This window comes from uncultured Marinobacter sp. (assembly GCF_963974375.1).
GTDB lineage: Bacteria > Pseudomonadota > Gammaproteobacteria > Pseudomonadales > Oleiphilaceae > Marinobacter.
Genome location: NZ_CAXBDN010000072.1, coordinates 1 through 16,223, shown reverse-complemented (window position 1 = coordinate 16,223; position 16,223 = coordinate 1). Strand labels below are relative to the sequence as shown.

Below are 16,223 nucleotides of genomic sequence, written 5' to 3'. Positions count from 1 at the left end.
TCCGTCCCAGCTGTACCAGTTTGCCCTGGAAGGCGTTGCGCTGTTCGTTGTGTTGTGGCTGTTTTCGTCCAGGCCCAGGCCAACCATGGCAGTTTCCGGGCTGTTTCTGATTCTTTACGGCAGCTTCCGGGTGATCACGGAATTCTTCCGTCAGCCGGATACCCAGCTTGGCTATCTGGCGTTTGAATGGCTCACCATGGGCCAGTTGTTGTCGCTGCCAATGATTGCAGCCGGTGTCTTGTTGATGGTTCTGGCGTACCGAGGCAAAAAAGTATGAAGGCGTATCTGGATCTGATGAAAGATGTAGTCGCGAGCGGTGTCGATAAAGGTGACCGTACCGGGGTCGGTACCCGCTCGGTGTTCGGGCGTCAGCTCAGGTTTGATCTCTCTCAGGGCTTTCCGCTGCTGACCACCAAGAAGGTGCACCTTCGCAGCATCATTTATGAGCTGCTGTGGTTCCTGCAGGGCTCTACCGACAATCGCTGGTTGCAGGAACGCAAGGTCAGCATCTGGGATGAGTGGGCGCTGGAAAATGGTGATCTCGGGCCCATCTACGGCAAGCAGTGGCGAAGCTGGCAGTGCCCGGATGGCCGGGTGATCGATCAGATCAGTGAGGTGATTGAGCAGATCCGCAGCAAACCGGATTCGCGCCGCCTGATTGTCTCGGCCTGGAATCCCGCTGAACTGCCGGATGAGACGGTCAGTCCTCAGGACAACGTCCGTGACGGGCGTATGGCGCTGGCACCCTGTCATTGTCTGTTCCAGTTCTACGTGGCGGAAGGGCGGCTGCATTGTCAGCTCTACCAGCGCAGTGCCGATCTGTTTCTGGGAGTGCCCTTCAATATTGCGTCCTACGCGCTGCTGACCCACATGATTGCCCAGCAGTGTGACCTTGAAGTGGGTGAGTTCGTGCATACATTCGGTGACTGTCATCTGTATCAGAACCACCTGACTGACGACATTGTGTTCGAACAGCTCAAACGCAAACCGGGGCGATTGCCGACGCTCACTATCCTGCGCAAGCCGGCTTCTATCTTTGACTATGAGCTGGAAGACTTCGAGTTCGAGGGCTATGAGCCTCAGCCTGGCATCAAGGCACCTATCGCCATATAACGGGGCGCCTGCTGGCCTCCGGCGTCATCTGCCGGAGCGTTTGGCGGGCGTGCCATAAGGATCGATTGCAATGCGCAAAGCACTGATTGTTGCCATGTCCCGTAACCGGGTGATTGGACGCAATAACAAACTGCCCTGGTACTTGCCAGGTGATCTCAAGTACTTCAAGCAGGCCACCATGGGCAAGCCCATTATTATGGGGCGCAAGACCTGGGAGTCCATTGGCCGGGCGTTGCCGGGGCGACTGAATGTCGTCGTGACGTCCGCAGATGATCTGGAGTTACCCGCAGGTGTGGTCCAGGAAGCGTCGCTGGCGGATGCCTTTCGCAGAGCCGAGGCTCAGGCCACGATTGATGGTGTGGATGAAGTGATGGTGATCGGGGGTGGTCAGATCTATCAGGCGGTGTTACCGGAAGTAGATCGTATCTACATTACGCAGGTGCACGCCGAGGTGGACGGTGATGCGTTTTTCCCGGAAATAGATCTGGATCAGTGGCAGGAAATCGGACGGGAGGATTTCTCCGCGTCCGATCACAATCCCTACAACTACAGCTTCGTGGTCTATCAGCGCTTGGCGTCAGACTGACGATCCGGACGTTTGCCGGCAGGCTTGTGGCCATCGCGCCGGGCGCCAGGCTTGCCGCCGGCAGGCCGGGGTCCGGATTTTCCGGGAGGTCCCTTGCGGAAGCTGCCACGGGGTTTGCCACCAGGGCGACCGCCTTTGTTGTCGCGGGGTGCGTTGGCAGACGGTACCGGTAATTCCGACGGGCGCTCAAGGGGCAGTGAGCCGGGCTGAGCGGATTCCATCCAGCACGCCATAGCGCCGGCGAGCATGGCAATGTCCATGTCGTTGCGCTGGCTGATGTCGTCCAGCAGTGCCATGGCCTTGGCCAGCTTGCCGTCTTCGGTAAATCCGACCAGCTGAGCCTCGAACTGCTCCTGACGCAACTGCTGCAGGGCAGCCGGGGTTGGCAGTTCGTAAGACTGCATTGGCGAATTTGTGGCTCGCTCCAGAGTACGCAGCCAGCTACGCTCCCTTGGCGTTACCAGCAGAATTGCCTTGCCTTCGCGGCCGGCACGACCGGTACGGCCTACCCGGTGGATATAGGCTTCGGTATCGTAGGGCACGTCGTAGTTGATGACGTGGGTAATGCGCGGCACATCGAGGCCCCTGGCGGCTACGTCGGTGGCTACGATGATGTCTTTTTTGCTGCGCTTCAGGTCTTCAACGGTCTGTTCACGCTGACGCTGGTTCAGGTCGCCGTTGAGCGGCGCAACCGAGTGGCCTCTGGCGGACAGTTTTTCTGCCAGTACCGTGGTTTCCGCTTTGGTGCGCACAAAAATAATGGCAGCGTCAAAGGGCTCCACTTCCAGGATGCGGGTCAGCGCGTCCAGTTTGCGCTCGGCAAAGGTGGGCAGCACAAACTGCGAAATACGCTCGACGGTGCGGGTTTCGCTCTCGATCTTGACCTGGGTTGCATTTTTCAGATACGTGTTCGCGACCCGTGCAATGGCCGGCGGCATGGTGGCGGAGAACAGCGCCCGCTGGCAGCTGTCAGGGGTTGCCGCCAGAATGGCTTCAACGTCATCGATAAAGCCCATGCGCAGCATTTCGTCGGCTTCATCCAGCACCAGTGCCTTGATCTTGTCCAGTTTCAGGCGGCCACGACGCAGGTGGTCAAGCAGTCGCCCGGGAGTGCCGACAATAACCTGGGCACCACGTTGCAGCGCTTTGAGCTGCGGCGCAAAATCCTGACCACCGTAAATTGGCAGCACATGGAACTGACGGAAACCGGACGCATAGGTGGTGAACGCTTCTGCGACCTGGATGGCCAGTTCGCGGGTAGGCGTCAGCACCAGAATCTGTGGCGTCATGTCCTGGGGATCAATGCGGCTCAGCAGGGGCAGGGCGAAGGCAGCGGTTTTGCCGGTGCCTGTCTGGGCAACGCCCAGCAAGTGATTGCCTGCCAGGAGTGCCGGAATGGCTTCAGCCTGAATGGGTGACGGTGTTTCATAGCCAACGGCTTTGACGGCTTCAAGAACGGCCGGATCAAGACCAAGATCGGCAAAGGATACTGTAGACATTAAGATACCTGGTATTCGGAAGAGGCTGTCGGCGGGGAACATCGGTTTTGGAGCGCCGACAACCTGCTGACAGGATATTTGCGGGAGTATACTCCTTTTTCAAGTGGTTTTGCACGGTGCGTGTGTGCCCTGCGGTAGGTAATTGTTCGTGCCGCTTGTGTCGGGAGTCAGCTTGCGGCAGTCTTTCTGTCTTCAGAATACTCCCTTCGGAGTGTCCAAATCATCGCGATTCACCGCAACGACTGTAAGAGAAAGTCCAGATGACCTTTGACCAGCTGATTGCCGCTGCGGCAACCAATGAAGTGATTGTTCCTGCAACCTGGGCCCAGGGGCGGGCCACGTTCGGGGGGCTGACCGGGGCTCTTGCCTATGACCGGATGAAACAGGTGATCAGTCCTGGCCGACCCTTACGGGTCTCGTTTGTGGGTCCGGTTGAACCGGACAAGCCGGTGACCTTTGAAGCGGAACTCCTGCGCGAAGGCAAGGCGGTCAGTCAGACCATGGTGCGGTTGATTCAGGATGGCGAAACCCGCCTGGTAGCCCTGGCCAGTTTCGGTGGTGGCCGCGAATCGGCGGTTGCCATTCCACCGCTGCCGGCACCGCAGGCTCCGGCGCCGGAGGACTGCACGCCAACACCGTTCATGGAAGGCGTAATGCCGGATTTCACCCGATATATGGAGATGCGCTGGTGCTTTGGCGGTCGCCCCTTCACCGGTACCGAACATCGCGAAATGGGTGGCTGGATGCAGTTCCGGGAACCGCCGGCAGTCATGGATGATGCGGCGTTGATTGCCCTGATTGACGCCTGGCCACCGGCCATTCTGCAGAACCTGACAGACCGGGTGCCTGGCAGCTCACTGTCCTGGTCCATCGAGTTGATTCACCCGCGTCCGCAGATGAAGCCGGATGACTGGTTGTTGTACCGGGCGACAACGGATCAGTCAGGGGCAGGGTATGGCCATATTCACGCCGAGATCTGGACCCGCGACGGAGAACTGGCGGCCATCAGTCGTCAGTCCGTGGTGGTCTTCGGCTAAATGTCCTTGTGTGCTGGCTTTCCGGGCCGGGCTTCAGGCCGCCCGGGCAGCCAGCATGGCATCCAGTATCACCCGGACAAAGGCATCCGGCGCATCTTCCTGCAGGAAGTGTCCGCCATGCACGGTAATGTGCGGTTGACCATGGGCTCCGGGTACCCGCCTCTGCAGAGGGCGGTCAGCGCCCCTGGTTGCGGGGTCGGAGTCGCTGAAACAGGTGACAAACGGCTTGTTCCAGGTTTCGAGAAATCGCCAGAGCCGCTGGTTCCGGACATCGTCGCCTTGCAGGCAAAGTGCTCTCGCAAAGGAGCGGGCGCCCGCCTTGTAGTCGTCGTCAGGAAAAGGGGCATCGTAGGCAGCGAGCTCGGCCCGGGACAGCGCCCGGGTGGTGCCCAGTTGCATCAGCCTGGCGACCGGAAACCAGGGGCTGTATCGTGCAAATCCTCTCCAGATCAGAGACAACGGAGATTCCGGGTGATTGTCCGCAGGAATGAGAGCATTTGCTGTGATTATCCGGCTGAAGCGATGAGGCTGCCGGGCGACCAGGGCGAGCCCCAGTAGTGAGCTGCGATTCTGGCAGACCAGTGTGACGTCCTGCGGGTCAACCGCATCAAGCCACGACTGTAGCCAGTTCAGATGGGCTGTAAAGCTGTAGGATTGTTGTTCGGCTGGTTTGTCCGAGCGCCCGAAACCGATCAGATCCGGTGCCAGCACCCGAAAGCCTGCAGCGACCACCGGTGGAATCATGTGTCGATAAAGGTAGGACCAGCCGAGCTCACCGTGGAGCATGATGACAGTGGGCGCCTGCGGGGAACCCTCGTCAGCGTAATGAAGGCGTAGCGGCTGCTCACCGTTACCTGTCTGACCGACATTCTGGAAGTGAGGCTTGAAGTCATAATCCGGAAGACCGGCAAAATGGTCATCATCCGTTCGCAAAATACGCATACCATCGACTGCTCTGGCTGATTGCAAGCGTGACCCCGGGGGGGCCGAATGCCTGACAGCTTAAAGCAGTTCCGGATGAGCTTGTGTGTGGTTTCAGTAACAGTCCGTAATCAGTCTGAATCAGACTGCGACACGGTTCTCGTAATTTTGCAGTTCGGCCAGTTCAAGTGCGTTATCGCAGCAGTTGATGGCACCACAGTCGTCACCGGAACATTGGCCGATCATCTCGCAGTCGAGGTCGTAACGATTCTGGCCCTCGTTTGCAACGATCTTTGCCCGGGACAGCATGGAGCCGCAATGGCCGCACATCAGTGTCGGTACGGTGCTGTTCCTGGCCAGCGTGGCGATGTAGAAATCGTGATATTCGCTCATGGATTCTCCTTATTCAGTCACAGAAGGATAGGGGCTGAGTGTGACAATTAAAGGTCTTCCCGGGGTTGTGACTGATTGTTAATTGAAACAGTACGTCAGGAGCGACAGAGAGGATTCACCGGTATGTTTTCAGGGTGGCCGTGCGGGTTATTCACCCGGCTCCGGCAGTGGCCGGCGATTGGAGCGCTTGTCTTCCCAGCTCAGCTCGCGGGGGTCATACCAGCCCAGCTTGTGCCGTACCCGTCGTTTGGTGGCCGGTGACAGGGTTTCCCAGAGTGTGCCGAAGTCAGCGACTGCCTGTTCACGCTGCCGCTGCTGGCGGCTGCGCAGACGGGTCATCAGCTGGGGCAGGCGCAGTGCCTGGCCCAGCTGGCCGGGAATCAACACCTCCTGGCCCAGCACTTTCTTGCGGTGAGTGCGTCCCGCGAGCACGCTGGTAAGGGCTTCAGCAGCCTGCAATGCGGTCTCCTCGGTGAAGCTGTCTTCCATCAACGCGTCAGACCTCATTATCCTGGCGTGGTTCCCGGTGGCAGTGCCGGAGTTGGTGTGTTCCTGCATTAACTGGTTACTATACCCCGATTGTCACGAACATGGCCACGAGCGCCATGTTAGGGTATAAGCGCGGAATCCCGAAGGTTGAAAGGATGCAGATATGAGATACGAAAGTCTGGAACGCTGGACTTTTCTGGCGTTGCTGCTGGCGGTGACGTTGGCATTTTTCTTGTTGATGAAACCGTTTTTTGGCCCGATTTTCTGGGCGATTGCCATTGCACTGATCTTTCATCCGCTCAGACAAAGGCTTGCCCGGCGAATGGATGGGCGACCAAATCTGGTTGCGCTGATTACGCTGACCGTCTGCATGGTGATTGTGGTGATTCCGGTGATCGTGCTGGTGTCCTCGCTGATCGCTGAGGGGCTGTCGCTGTATGACAAGATACAAGGGGGGGATATCCGGCCAGGGGAATATCTTGATCGGGTCAATCGATCTTTTCCGGCAATCGAGGCTTTTCTGGCCCAGTTTGACCTGAGTTTTTCGGAGCTACGGGATCGTCTGACCACGGCGGTTACTGGCGCTGGCCAGTTTCTCGCCAAGCAGGCGCTGGATCTTGGTCAGAACACCTTCCGGTTCTTTCTGAATCTGGCGTTGATGGTCTATGTCGCGTTCTTTTTGTTGCGGGATGGTACCAAGCTGGTGGAGTTGCTGATTCAGGCGCTGCCCCTCGGCGATGAGCGGGAGCGTCTGCTGTTTGCAAAGTTTGCTGAAGTCACCCGCGCCACCGTGAAGGGTAATCTACTGATAGCGATTATCCAGGGGGCACTTGGTGGGGTCATCTTCTGGATGCTCGGTCTGACTGGAGCCTTGTTGTGGGGTGTGGTTATGGCGATATTTTCGTTGTTACCAGCCATTGGTGCCGGCCTCGTTTGGGTGCCGGCAGCTATCTATCTGACAGCTATCGGTGAGGTGATTCCGGCCATCATACTGACGGCGTTTGGGACCATCGTCATCGGTCTGGCAGATAACGTTTTGCGCCCCATCCTGGTCGGTCGGGACACCAAGTTACCCGACTACATCGTGCTGCTGTCCACCCTCGGTGGACTGGTCATGTTTGGTATCAATGGCTTCGTGATGGGCCCCCTGGTAGCGGCGCTGTTCATGGCATTCTGGGGGATTTTTATTCGCGAGTTCGCGGAAGAACGACCGGTAGACCCGGAGTCTGCGGAGCCTGAGCAGGATGGCCGTTTCTAGCGAAAGGCGACCCGCCATGTGGGGTGGGTCGCCTTTCTTTCGAAGCGGGTGGTGATCACTCCAATTTGCTGAGATCCCGCACGGCACCCTTGTCGGCACTGGTGGCAAGCAGGGCGTAGGCTTTCAGCGCTGCAGACACCTTGCGGTCTCTGACAATGGTCGGTTTCCAGCCCATGGCGTCCTGACGCTCCCGCCGGTCATCCAGTTCCGCCTGGTCCACCAACACATTGATGGTGCGATTGGGGATGTCGATGCGGATCAGGTCGCCGGTCTCGATCAGTCCGATTTCTCCGCCAGCGGCGGCTTCCGGTGAGGCGTGTCCGATGGACAGGCCGGAGGTGCCTCCCGAGAAGCGGCCATCCGTCAACAGGGCGCAGGACTTGCCTAGACCCTTCGACTTCAGGTAGCTGGTGGGGTAGAGCATTTCCTGCATACCCGGACCACCTTTCGGGCCCTCGTAGCGGATGATCACGACCTCACCTTCTTTGACTTCGTCGTTAAGGATGCCGTTTACCGCCGAGTCCTGACTTTCGAATACCTTTGCCGGGCCTTCAAACAGATAGATGCTCTCGTCGACACCGGCGGTTTTTACCACGCAGCCGTCCCGGGCGATATTGCCGAAGAGCACCGCCAGGCCCCCTTCAGAAGAGTAGGCGTGTTCGACAGAGCGGATGCAGCCATTTTCACGGTCGCCATCCAGGGATGGCCAGCGTGTGCTCTGGCTGAAGGCGGTCTGGGTGGGAATGCCTGCCGGCCCGGCCTTGTAGAACTCGATGACCTCTGGTGTCGGGTTGCGCATGATGTCCCACTTGTCCAGGGCTTCGGCCATGGTCTTGCTATGCACCGTGGGCAGGTCGGTGTTGATCAGCCCGCCCCGTTCCAGCTCACCGAGTATGCCCATAATGCCGCCGGCACGATGAACATCCTCCATATGGTATTTGGGAGAGTTCGGCGCCACCTTGCTCAGTTGCGGCACCTTGCGGGACAGCTGATCGATCTCGTGCAGGGTAAAGGGCACCCCGCCTTCCTGGGCCGCAGCCAACAGATGAAGAATAGTGTTGGTTGAGCCGCCCATGGCAATGTCGAGGATCATGGCGTTCTCAAAGGCAGCCAGGGAGGCGATGCTCAGTGGCAGCACACTGGCGTCATCCTGCTCGTAATAGCGGCGCGCATTCTCCACAATCTGACGACCGGCCCAGAGGAACAGGCGCTCACGGTCAGAATGGGTCGCCAGGGCTGAGCCATTGCCAGGCAGGGCCAGGCCGATAGCCTCGGTGAGGCAGTTCATGGAGTTGGCGGTAAACATACCGGAGCAGGAACCACAGGTCGGGCAGGCGCTGCGCTCGTACTCTTCCACCATTTCATCGGAGGCGTTGGGGTCGGCGGCAATGACCATGGCGTCGACCAGATCCAGCTTGTTTTCGGACAACTTGGTTTTGCCCGCTTCCATGGGGCCGCCGGATACGAAAATGGTCGGAATGTTCAGGCGCATGGCCGCCATCAGCATACCCGGAGTGATCTTGTCGCAATTGGAAATACACACCAGCGCATCGGCACAGTGAGCGTTGACCATGTACTCGACCGAGTCAGCAATTATCTCCCGGGAGGGTAACGAGTACAGCATGCCATCGTGACCCATGGCAATGCCGTCATCCACCGCGATGGTATTGAATTCCTTGGCCACGCCACCCGCCGCCTCGATTTCCCGGCACACCAGCTGGCCGAGATCTTTCAGGTGGACGTGACCGGGCACAAACTGGGTAAACGAGTTGGCAACCGCGATAATGGGTTTTCCGAAATCACCGTCTTTCATTCCCGTCGCGCGCCAGAGCGCACGGGCTCCAGCCATGTTGCGGCCTGCTGTTGATGTCAGCGAGCGATAGTTCGGCATTGTTGTCGTTCTCTCATGGTCAGGATGAAGGGCGGGCCGGCGTCAGGCATGATGGCCGCCCTTTGCCCCTCTGTGGTGCGAATTGGTGTGAAATCCTGAGGATACCAGATTCCGCCGTGATCGCATGGTTGTTTTGGATTGCCGCGGTTACAATACGTCACACAATCCGGGTCTACTGGTTCGCTGTCTTCGGTTGATGTGTTTCAGCGAAAGCGGTTGCCGTCAGTAACAGGGAGTATTGGATGTCGGTTCGTGAAAGCCTGCCTTTAAGTCGTCTGCGCAAGTTTCAGCCACTCAATCGTCTGTCTGACGATCAGCTGGTGCTGCTGGTCAATCGTGCGGAACGCAGAGTACACGGCCCTGGACAGAAAATTGCGGAACGAGGCGCGCGGGACGGTCTGGACTTCTATCTGCTGGACGGCGCCGTTGAGCTTCAGTCTGCCGACGGTCGCAAATCCACGGTCAGTGCCGACACCGAGAAGTCACTGACCGCCATTGCCCGGTTACAGCCGCGGATGTTTGACGTGGTTGCCATCAAGTCTTGCGAATTTCTGGTGGTTGATCAGGCGGTACTGAATCAGTTGCTGCGGGCAGCGCCGGTGACTCAGTCTGAAGTATCCGGAGAGCCCGGGGAGGACACCGGCAGTGGCGACGAGCATAGCCTGCTGATGTCTTTCTATGCGGAGCTTCGCAGCAATCAGATCAGTCTGCCCAGCGTTCCCGATGTCGCCTGGAAGGTGCGCCGGCTGGCGGACCGGGACGACAGCACCGCCGATGACATTGCCCGGGCGATCACGGCCGATCCGTCCATGGCCGCCAAAATTGTGCGGGCCTGTAACAGTGCCTTGTACCGGGGTTTCAGTGACGTTCGCAATGTCCGCGACGGTGTTGTCCGGCTGGGCGTAAGGACTACCCGCCAACTGGTTACCGTATTCGCCATGAGGGAGGTCTTCCGCAGCCGCCAGCCGGAGTTGCAAAAAGCCATGGACGAGCTCTGGGAGTACTCCCGCAATGTCGCCGCCCTGAGCTATGTGTTGGCGGAATCGGTATCGGGGATCGATCCGGAGGAAGCGTTGCTGGCTGGCCTGCTGCACGATCTGGGCACGATTCCGGTGCTGGTGCATGCGGAGCATCATCCCGCGCTGTTCGCCGATGCATCATTGTTGCAGGCAGCCATTGAGGAGCTGCGCGGTGATGTTGGCGCAGCAATCCTGGAGAACTGGGGTTTTCCTGGCGGGTTCGTGGAGGCGGCGCGGCATGGGTTTGACTGGCGTTATGAATGCCCGGCTGAGCAGCCCCAGTTGGTGGATGTGGTGATTGTCTCGCGGCTCCATGCCTTGATCTCGGCAAATCAGTCTGCTCAGGTGCCGGAGTTTGAGCAGGTGCCCGCCTACCGCAGACTGGGCGAGCTGGAGCTCACAGCCTCTCGTAGTCTCAAACTGCTTACCGCAGCGAAGGAGCGTCTGGATGAGCTCAAGCGCCTGCTGTCAGCGCACTGATGGAGTCGCACAAGGTGACAGACACACTGGACAGCATTCCCCTGTTTCCGCTGAGCTCAGTGGTGCTGCCGGGTGGCAGAATCCCCCTGCAACTGTTCGAACCCCGCTACCTGGATATGCTTGCCCGCTGTATGAGGGAGGACCGGGGGTTTGTGGTGTTGCTTCTTCGTGAAGGCCGGGAAACCGGCGGTGGCGCTACCTTTCACGACATCGGTACCTATGTGCGTATCATTGATTTTCAGCAGCTGGACAACGGCCTGCTTGGCATCACTGCGGAAGGTCAGTGGAAAGTGGCCATCCGCCGCCACTGGCTAGCCCCCGACGGGCTCAACTGGGGTGAGGCTGAAGCATTGCCCTTTGAGGCTGAGGATGCCATTCCTGCGGCCCGTTCCGAGCTGGCCTCGGTCCTGCGGGCATTGTTAAAGCACCCGGTGGTCAACAACCTTGCCATGAAAGTGGATTTTTCCAGCGCCCGCGAAGTGGGGTGGCGACTGATTGAGCTACTGCCACTGGACCGCCCCGAGAAGCAGCGGTTACTGGAGCTGCAGGATCCGCTTGAGCGCCTCGACCGGCTGCAGGCACTGCTGGACGCTATGGAATAGGATTCTTCGTCAACTTACCTGCCCTGATCCCGGGGCAGGTATATCACCGCCAGAACGTGCCCGTGGCAATATCGCCCTGCCAGGCCCGCACGATCCAGACAACGGCAGCCAGCAGCCAGACCGTCAGAGCCAGCCTGCTGAGCAGTTCCGCCGGGATCGGCTCATGATCATGGCGGCTGAAGCTTGTTCGTACCACCCCGCAGACAGACAGCCCCAGCATCAGGCCGGCAGCAACGTCCGTGAACCAGACATGACCGAGATACAGCAGGCTGAGGCTGATGAACAGCAGCGGTATGCTCAGCAGTGTATAGGTGCGCCAGCGTTTTGCGGGTGCCTGCTCCCGGGCAATAAAGGCAGCCAGCAGGCCGAGTGTCAGGGTCAGCAAAGTAACGCTGGTATCCGGTACCGAGGTTCCATGATCCGGGGTCAGATTGGGAGCTTCGCCGGCAAATTGGTGGTTCAGGTAGTACAGCGCGGCGGATGTCAGGCCGCAGCCTGCCAGCCAGTGCAGGGCAGCGCTGTAATGGCCGCGCACAACCAGTACGGCAATCACCAGGACCGAGGCAAGGATCAGCAGCTGAAGGTCGGCAAGTGCCGCCACCGGGCCGGTGAGCTGCATGCCAAGGGGGTGTTGCAAGGCCGCAAATAACCGGGTGAAGTAGACATCGGCGGTGAGGGGAAGTCCGGTGGTATGGGTAAGCACCAGCCAGAGCAGCAGTCCGGCAACGCCCGCCGCAGTGAGACTGATGGAGGCCAGCGGGAACTCTTTCCTGCGACCCGGTCGGTCGCTTGAAAACCGCTGCCATAAGCGCTCGGCACCTGGGTGCCAGGACAATTGTTGCTGAATCCAGGCATAGGTGCGGGACTGGTGTCGGAGCCCGAGCTGGATTCTGAAGAACAGAATGTAGGAGATGCCTAGCGCCGCAATACTGATGCCGATAAGGGGGTACAGCTCCCGCGGGATGCTGACAGGCGAGGCCAGGGTATTACCGACCGCATAGCCAGGGAGAATATAGACCGGCGCCCAGAGAATGGCGGATCCGATATTGAACAGCAGGAAGTGTCGCGTCGGCATATTGAAGGCGCCGGCAACCATGGGTAACAACGGCCGCACGGGGCCGACAAAACGACCGATAACCACGCTGATGCCGCCGTGGCGGACAAACAGGGATTCGGCTTTGCGGATCAGGGCCGGGAAATGACCGAAGGGCCAGAATCGATGCAGTCTGCCTTTTAGCCGGCGCCCCAGCCAGAAGCTCAGTACATCGCCGATAATGGCGCCTGCTGCGCCCCAGATCAGCAGTTCCGCAATGGGGGTTCCGGCTTTGCCGGCGAGGACGGTGACCGCAAACAGAACCGCCACTCCGGGCACCAGGATGCCCACCAGTGCCAGGGATTCCATCAGGGCGATGGCGAACACTGCGATTGCAAGCCAGCCCGGGTTGGCTGCCAGCCAGCCGGTGAGCTGCTGCAGCCAGTCCGGACTCATGACGTTTTGGTGACTGCCCGGTTAAACCACAGGGTGTCCGGGCCCCGACGGCATGCTTCGGTCAGCGCGTCGCTGGCCCGCTGACGTAGAGGGTCGGCCAGGCTGTCTTCGGCAAGATGGGTGGTGGCGCCGAGGCTGACCGTCATTTTGCTGACCTGCGGCCACTGGTGTTCGGATATGCTGCGGCGAATCCGCTCGCCGGAAACCCGGACACCTTCCTCGGGGGTGAATGGCAGAATAAGACAGAACTGGCCATTGCCCAGAAAATAAAGGGTATCGCCAGCCCGGATAAGGCTGAACAGGTAATCGCTCAGGTGCCGGTGCAGTTGCTGGGTTCGATCGTGCCCCAGCAATTCGTGAATCTGGTCATGGTGATCAATGCCGATCATGATGATCGAAAGCGGGTGGCCCGACGCCCCCGCCCGTGAGATTTCTTTCTGCAGGGTTTCGTTCAGGAAACGGGCGTTGTGGGCGCCGGTGACCGGATCGGTAATCGCAAGATCTTCAGCGGACTGGGCCATATGGTCGTAATGCCAGCTTGTCAGTGCTGCCGCAGTAAGCACCATCAGAATGGCGGCCCCGGCGCTCACCGAGTGCAGAGAGGGCGCCTGCAGCAGCAGGATGACGAGGTGCAGCAGTGCCACCGGCACGGAAATCAGCAGCGCCCTGCGCAACGGCAGTATCAGAAAACCAAGTACGATCAGTGGCATCAGCCAGTAAATCGCTGTGTTGGTGGTGGTCCAGGTGGCGTTGTTCCAGAATACGCTGATGATTACAAGCAGATGGCTCAGTGCCAGAATCAGCAGATGCCAGCGGGCTCTGAGCTGGTAGCTTCTGACGGTAAGCGAATAGCCGAGTCCGGCGATACACGCAGCGGTTAACAGGCCGATCAGGTAAAACTGCTCATAAAAGCCGAAGCGCAGGTTCTGCAACGCCAGGGCGCTGAAAAAAAGTGTGGCCAGACTGTAGGCAGCGGTATTGGCCAGCGTACGCAGGCGGGTTTCGGTCATCTGAGCGGGTCTCCGGTGGTGGCTTGCTCGGATGTGATATGGCTCCAGGTGCTGTAGGACTGGATGCGGTCCCCCCCTTTTTTCTGGGCACTCTGCAGGGCGCTGGCCGCCGATTGTTGCAGTGAGTGGGCGTCATCGCCGATGTTCAGTCCGGCCACTCCGGCACTGACTGAAAGGGTCAGGCCATGAGAGCTCATCAGGGTCATCAGGCCCTTGCGGAGCTGCTCCGCCCGGGTACTGGCGCCCCGTGTGGGTACTCCGGGCAAAATAATCAGGAACTGAAGGTCCGCTACCCGGTAGTAGCTGTCGAAATCCCGGAGCTGGGAGTGCAGGAAGCGGCCGATGCGAGGCAGCAGGGCATGCAGATCAGCATCCTGGCCAGGTTCGCTGAGGTGGGCATCCAGCCCCAGCATGATGATGGACATGTCCGTGCCTTCCCGCTCACTGCGCTGGATCTCCTTGTGCAGATCCGCTGACAGATACTCCCGGCTTGCGGCCTGGGTCAGCTCATCGGTGCGGCGCAAGGGCGCCAGCTGGCGGGCCTTGTATTCACGCAGGAAGAAGAAAATCAGGGCCAGCCCGGCCGTGAGCAGCAGTGGGCTGATGATCTGATGCCGGGTCGGATCGCCGTACAGGGAGCCAAGCGTTGGCATTATTATAGCCAGAAAAAGTACTACCAACAGAACCGACCGGCGTGGTGGTAGCAGACCCAGGACCAGCAGCGGAACCACGAACAGCCAGCCCCTCAGTGCCTCGGTGTCGAGCCAGATGCTTGCTGTAACGAGCAATGTGAGGGCAACTGTCAGCAGTCCGTTCAGCATATCCCAGGGCCGTTGCGGCAGGCGCCTGGGCAAGGCCGGGCTGGTCCAGATGACGGCAGCGCCAAGCAGCGAGGCGGCGGCAATCATGAAGTGGCCACTGGTCAGGGAGGTTATGGCGATCGCAGTAAGGGCAAGGCAGCCCAGCCAGGCAAAGCGGCTTAACAGATAGCGTTCGGCCTTCTGGGCCATGGAGAAATCCTTAAACTGAAACTTGTCGGGCGAATGTCCGTTCTGACGAAGGCGCGTTACAAGCGGTATAATATCACCCTTGCGCCGGTTCAGCCTTAACATAGGCAGGAACTGAAGGTTTTCTTGGTAGTAACGTTTCCGAAACAAGGGAAGAGTGATGGATATTTCTGCATATATGGCTGAGGTGGGGCTTGCCGCCCGTGCAGCAGCCGTTCAGGTAGCCCGTTCATCAACGGCTGTGCGAAACGAGGTGCTTCTGGCCACCGCACGCATTCTTGACAAGGCCCGCGCTGAACTTGCTGAAGCCAATCGCAAGGATCTCGAGCAAGGCCGTGCCAACGGTCTGGACGAGGCCATGCTGGACCGGCTGGAGCTGACGCCGGCGCGTATTGACGGCATGATCGCGGGGCTTGAACAGGTTGCTGCGCTGCCTGATCCGATCGGTACCATCACCGATATGACCTACCGTCCGTCTGGCATCCAGGTCGGCCGGATGCGGGTGCCGCTGGGTGTCATCGGGATCATCTACGAATCCCGGCCCAATGTGACGGTAGAGGCCGCGAGCCTGTGTCTGAAGTCCGGCAACGCCACCATTTTGCGGGGTGGGTCCGAAGCTATTCATTCCAATCAGGCGATTGCTGACTGCCTGGCCCGGGGACTGGCGGCGGCAGGTTTACCACAAGCTGCGGTACAGGTGGTTAAAACCACCGACCGGGCGGCGGTGGGTGAATTGATCACCATGCCGCAGTACGTCGACGTTATCGTGCCCCGTGGTGGCAAGGGGCTGATTGAGCGGATCAGCCGGGATGCGAGGGTGCCGGTTATCAAACACCTGGATGGTGTGTGTCATGTCTACATCGACGCCCACGCTGACCCTGAAAAGGCCCTGGCAGTTGCGGTGAACGCCAAAACCCAGCGTTATGGCACCTGCAATACCATGGAGACACTGCTGGTGGACCGGGAAATTGCCGAAGACATCCTGCCCCTGATTGCTTCTGCTTTTCGCGACAAATCGGTTGAACTGAGGGGCTGTGAGGCCAGCCGGGCGGTGGTTGCTGACATGCTCGAAGCCACCGAAGATGACTGGCATGCGGAGTATCTGGCGCCCATTCTGGCGGTGCGGGTGGTTGACGGGCTGGACGGCGCTATTGAACATATCAACCGCTACAGTTCACAGCATACTGACAGTATCATCACCGAAAATTACACCCGTGCCCGTCGCTTTATTACCGAAGTGGACTCCAGCTCGGTGATGGTGAATGCCTCCACCCGTTTTGCTGATGGCTTTGAATACGGTCTGGGCGCCGAAATCGGGATCTCTACTGACAAGATTCATGCCCGGGGGCCGGTCGGTCTGGAGGGGCTGACGTCGCAGAAATACGTGGTGTTCGGCGACGGCCACGTCCGGACCTGATTGATGCATATT

General features: G+C 59.3%; 16 protein-coding genes. 8 read left to right on the top strand and 8 right to left on the bottom strand.

Annotated elements, in window-relative coordinates; all coding sequences use genetic code 11:
• The 3 genes from AAC035_RS08240 to AAC035_RS08230 form a co-directional block, all read left to right on the top strand.
• Positions 1-277, top strand: a 277-nt coding sequence (locus AAC035_RS08240) for a prolipoprotein diacylglyceryl transferase family protein (RefSeq protein WP_339802383.1), incomplete at its 5' end; no start/stop codon positions are given.
• Positions 274-1,113 (top strand): thymidylate synthase, encoded by an 840-nt coding sequence (locus AAC035_RS08235; RefSeq protein WP_339802380.1) that lies wholly within the window; start codon positions 274-276, stop codon positions 1,111-1,113. The genes AAC035_RS08240 and AAC035_RS08235, both read left to right, overlap by 4 nt.
• Before the next feature lie 70 nt (positions 1,114-1,183).
• The gene (locus tag AAC035_RS08230; RefSeq protein WP_339802378.1) at positions 1,184-1,699 is read left to right on the top strand and encodes a dihydrofolate reductase; all 516 of its coding nucleotides are present in this window, start codon (positions 1,184-1,186) and stop codon (positions 1,697-1,699) included.
• Here AAC035_RS08230 and AAC035_RS08225 read toward each other — a convergent pair.
• Complete coding sequence (locus AAC035_RS08225) at positions 1,678-3,198, bottom strand: DEAD/DEAH box helicase (RefSeq protein ID WP_339802376.1); 1,521 nt, start codon at positions 3,196-3,198, stop codon at positions 1,678-1,680. The genes AAC035_RS08230 and AAC035_RS08225 overlap by 22 nt on opposite strands.
• A gap of 260 nt (positions 3,199-3,458) precedes the next feature.
• On the opposite strand from AAC035_RS08225, the gene AAC035_RS08220 reads away from it, so the two are divergent.
• Positions 3,459-4,235, top strand: a complete 777-nt coding sequence (locus tag AAC035_RS08220) for a thioesterase family protein (protein ID WP_339802374.1) — start codon at positions 3,459-3,461, stop codon at positions 4,233-4,235.
• A gap of 33 nt (positions 4,236-4,268) precedes the next feature.
• On the opposite strand, the gene AAC035_RS08215 is transcribed toward AAC035_RS08220, so the two are convergent.
• The 3 genes from AAC035_RS08215 to AAC035_RS08205 form a co-directional block, all read right to left on the bottom strand.
• A complete protein-coding gene (locus AAC035_RS08215) occupies positions 4,269-5,177 on the bottom strand; it encodes a haloalkane dehalogenase (protein WP_339802371.1) in 909 nt (302 codons plus the stop codon).
• 120 nt (positions 5,178-5,297) lie between these two features.
• Complete coding sequence (locus AAC035_RS08210; protein WP_339802368.1) at positions 5,298-5,549, bottom strand: hypothetical protein; 252 nt, start codon at positions 5,547-5,549, stop codon at positions 5,298-5,300.
• Between the two features lie 147 nt (positions 5,550-5,696).
• Complete coding sequence (locus AAC035_RS08205; RefSeq protein ID WP_339802366.1) at positions 5,697-6,056, bottom strand: hypothetical protein; 360 nt, start codon at positions 6,054-6,056, stop codon at positions 5,697-5,699.
• Positions 6,057-6,201: 145 nt separating this feature from the next.
• On the opposite strand from AAC035_RS08205, the gene AAC035_RS08200 reads away from it, so the two are divergent.
• On the top strand, positions 6,202-7,296 hold the full coding sequence (locus AAC035_RS08200; protein ID WP_339802363.1) for an AI-2E family transporter: 1,095 nt from the start codon (positions 6,202-6,204) through the stop codon (positions 7,294-7,296).
• A gap of 55 nt (positions 7,297-7,351) precedes the next feature.
• Here AAC035_RS08200 and ilvD read toward each other — a convergent pair whose 3' ends face one another.
• Complete coding sequence (ilvD, locus tag AAC035_RS08195; protein WP_339802362.1) at positions 7,352-9,187, bottom strand: dihydroxy-acid dehydratase; 1,836 nt, start codon at positions 9,185-9,187, stop codon at positions 7,352-7,354.
• Between the two features lie 242 nt (positions 9,188-9,429).
• Here ilvD and AAC035_RS08190 point away from each other — a divergent pair, with 242 nt between their 5' ends.
• Positions 9,430-10,686 carry an HDOD domain-containing protein gene (locus AAC035_RS08190; protein WP_339802360.1) on the top strand — a complete coding sequence of 419 codons (1,257 nt, stop codon included), beginning with the start codon at positions 9,430-9,432 and terminating at the stop codon, positions 10,684-10,686.
• Between the two features lie 14 nt (positions 10,687-10,700).
• Positions 10,701-11,288: an LON peptidase substrate-binding domain-containing protein gene (locus AAC035_RS08185; RefSeq protein ID WP_339802357.1), complete on the top strand. Its 588-nt coding sequence runs from the start codon at positions 10,701-10,703 to the stop codon at positions 11,286-11,288.
• Between the two features lie 43 nt (positions 11,289-11,331).
• Here AAC035_RS08185 and AAC035_RS08180 read toward each other — a convergent pair whose 3' ends face one another.
• From AAC035_RS08180 to AAC035_RS08170, 3 genes are read right to left on the bottom strand one after another with little or no spacing between them, the layout of a single operon-like run.
• Complete coding sequence (locus tag AAC035_RS08180; RefSeq protein WP_339802354.1) at positions 11,332-12,777, bottom strand: VTT domain-containing protein; 1,446 nt, start codon at positions 12,775-12,777, stop codon at positions 11,332-11,334.
• Positions 12,774-13,787, bottom strand: coding sequence for a GGDEF domain-containing protein (locus AAC035_RS08175; RefSeq protein WP_339802352.1), 1,014 nt, complete (start codon positions 13,785-13,787; stop codon positions 12,774-12,776). Before AAC035_RS08175 ends, AAC035_RS08180 begins: the two co-directional genes overlap by 4 nt.
• A complete protein-coding gene (locus AAC035_RS08170) occupies positions 13,784-14,797 on the bottom strand; it encodes a GGDEF domain-containing protein (protein WP_339802350.1) in 1,014 nt (337 codons plus the stop codon). The genes AAC035_RS08175 and AAC035_RS08170 overlap by 4 nt, the downstream gene beginning before the upstream one ends.
• Positions 14,798-14,954: 157 nt before the next feature.
• Between AAC035_RS08170 and AAC035_RS08165 the strand changes: the two genes are divergently transcribed.
• Entirely contained in the window at positions 14,955-16,211 is a 1,257-nt protein-coding gene (locus AAC035_RS08165) for a glutamate-5-semialdehyde dehydrogenase (protein ID WP_339802348.1), read from the top strand.
• Positions 16,212-16,223: the final 12 nt, after the last annotated feature.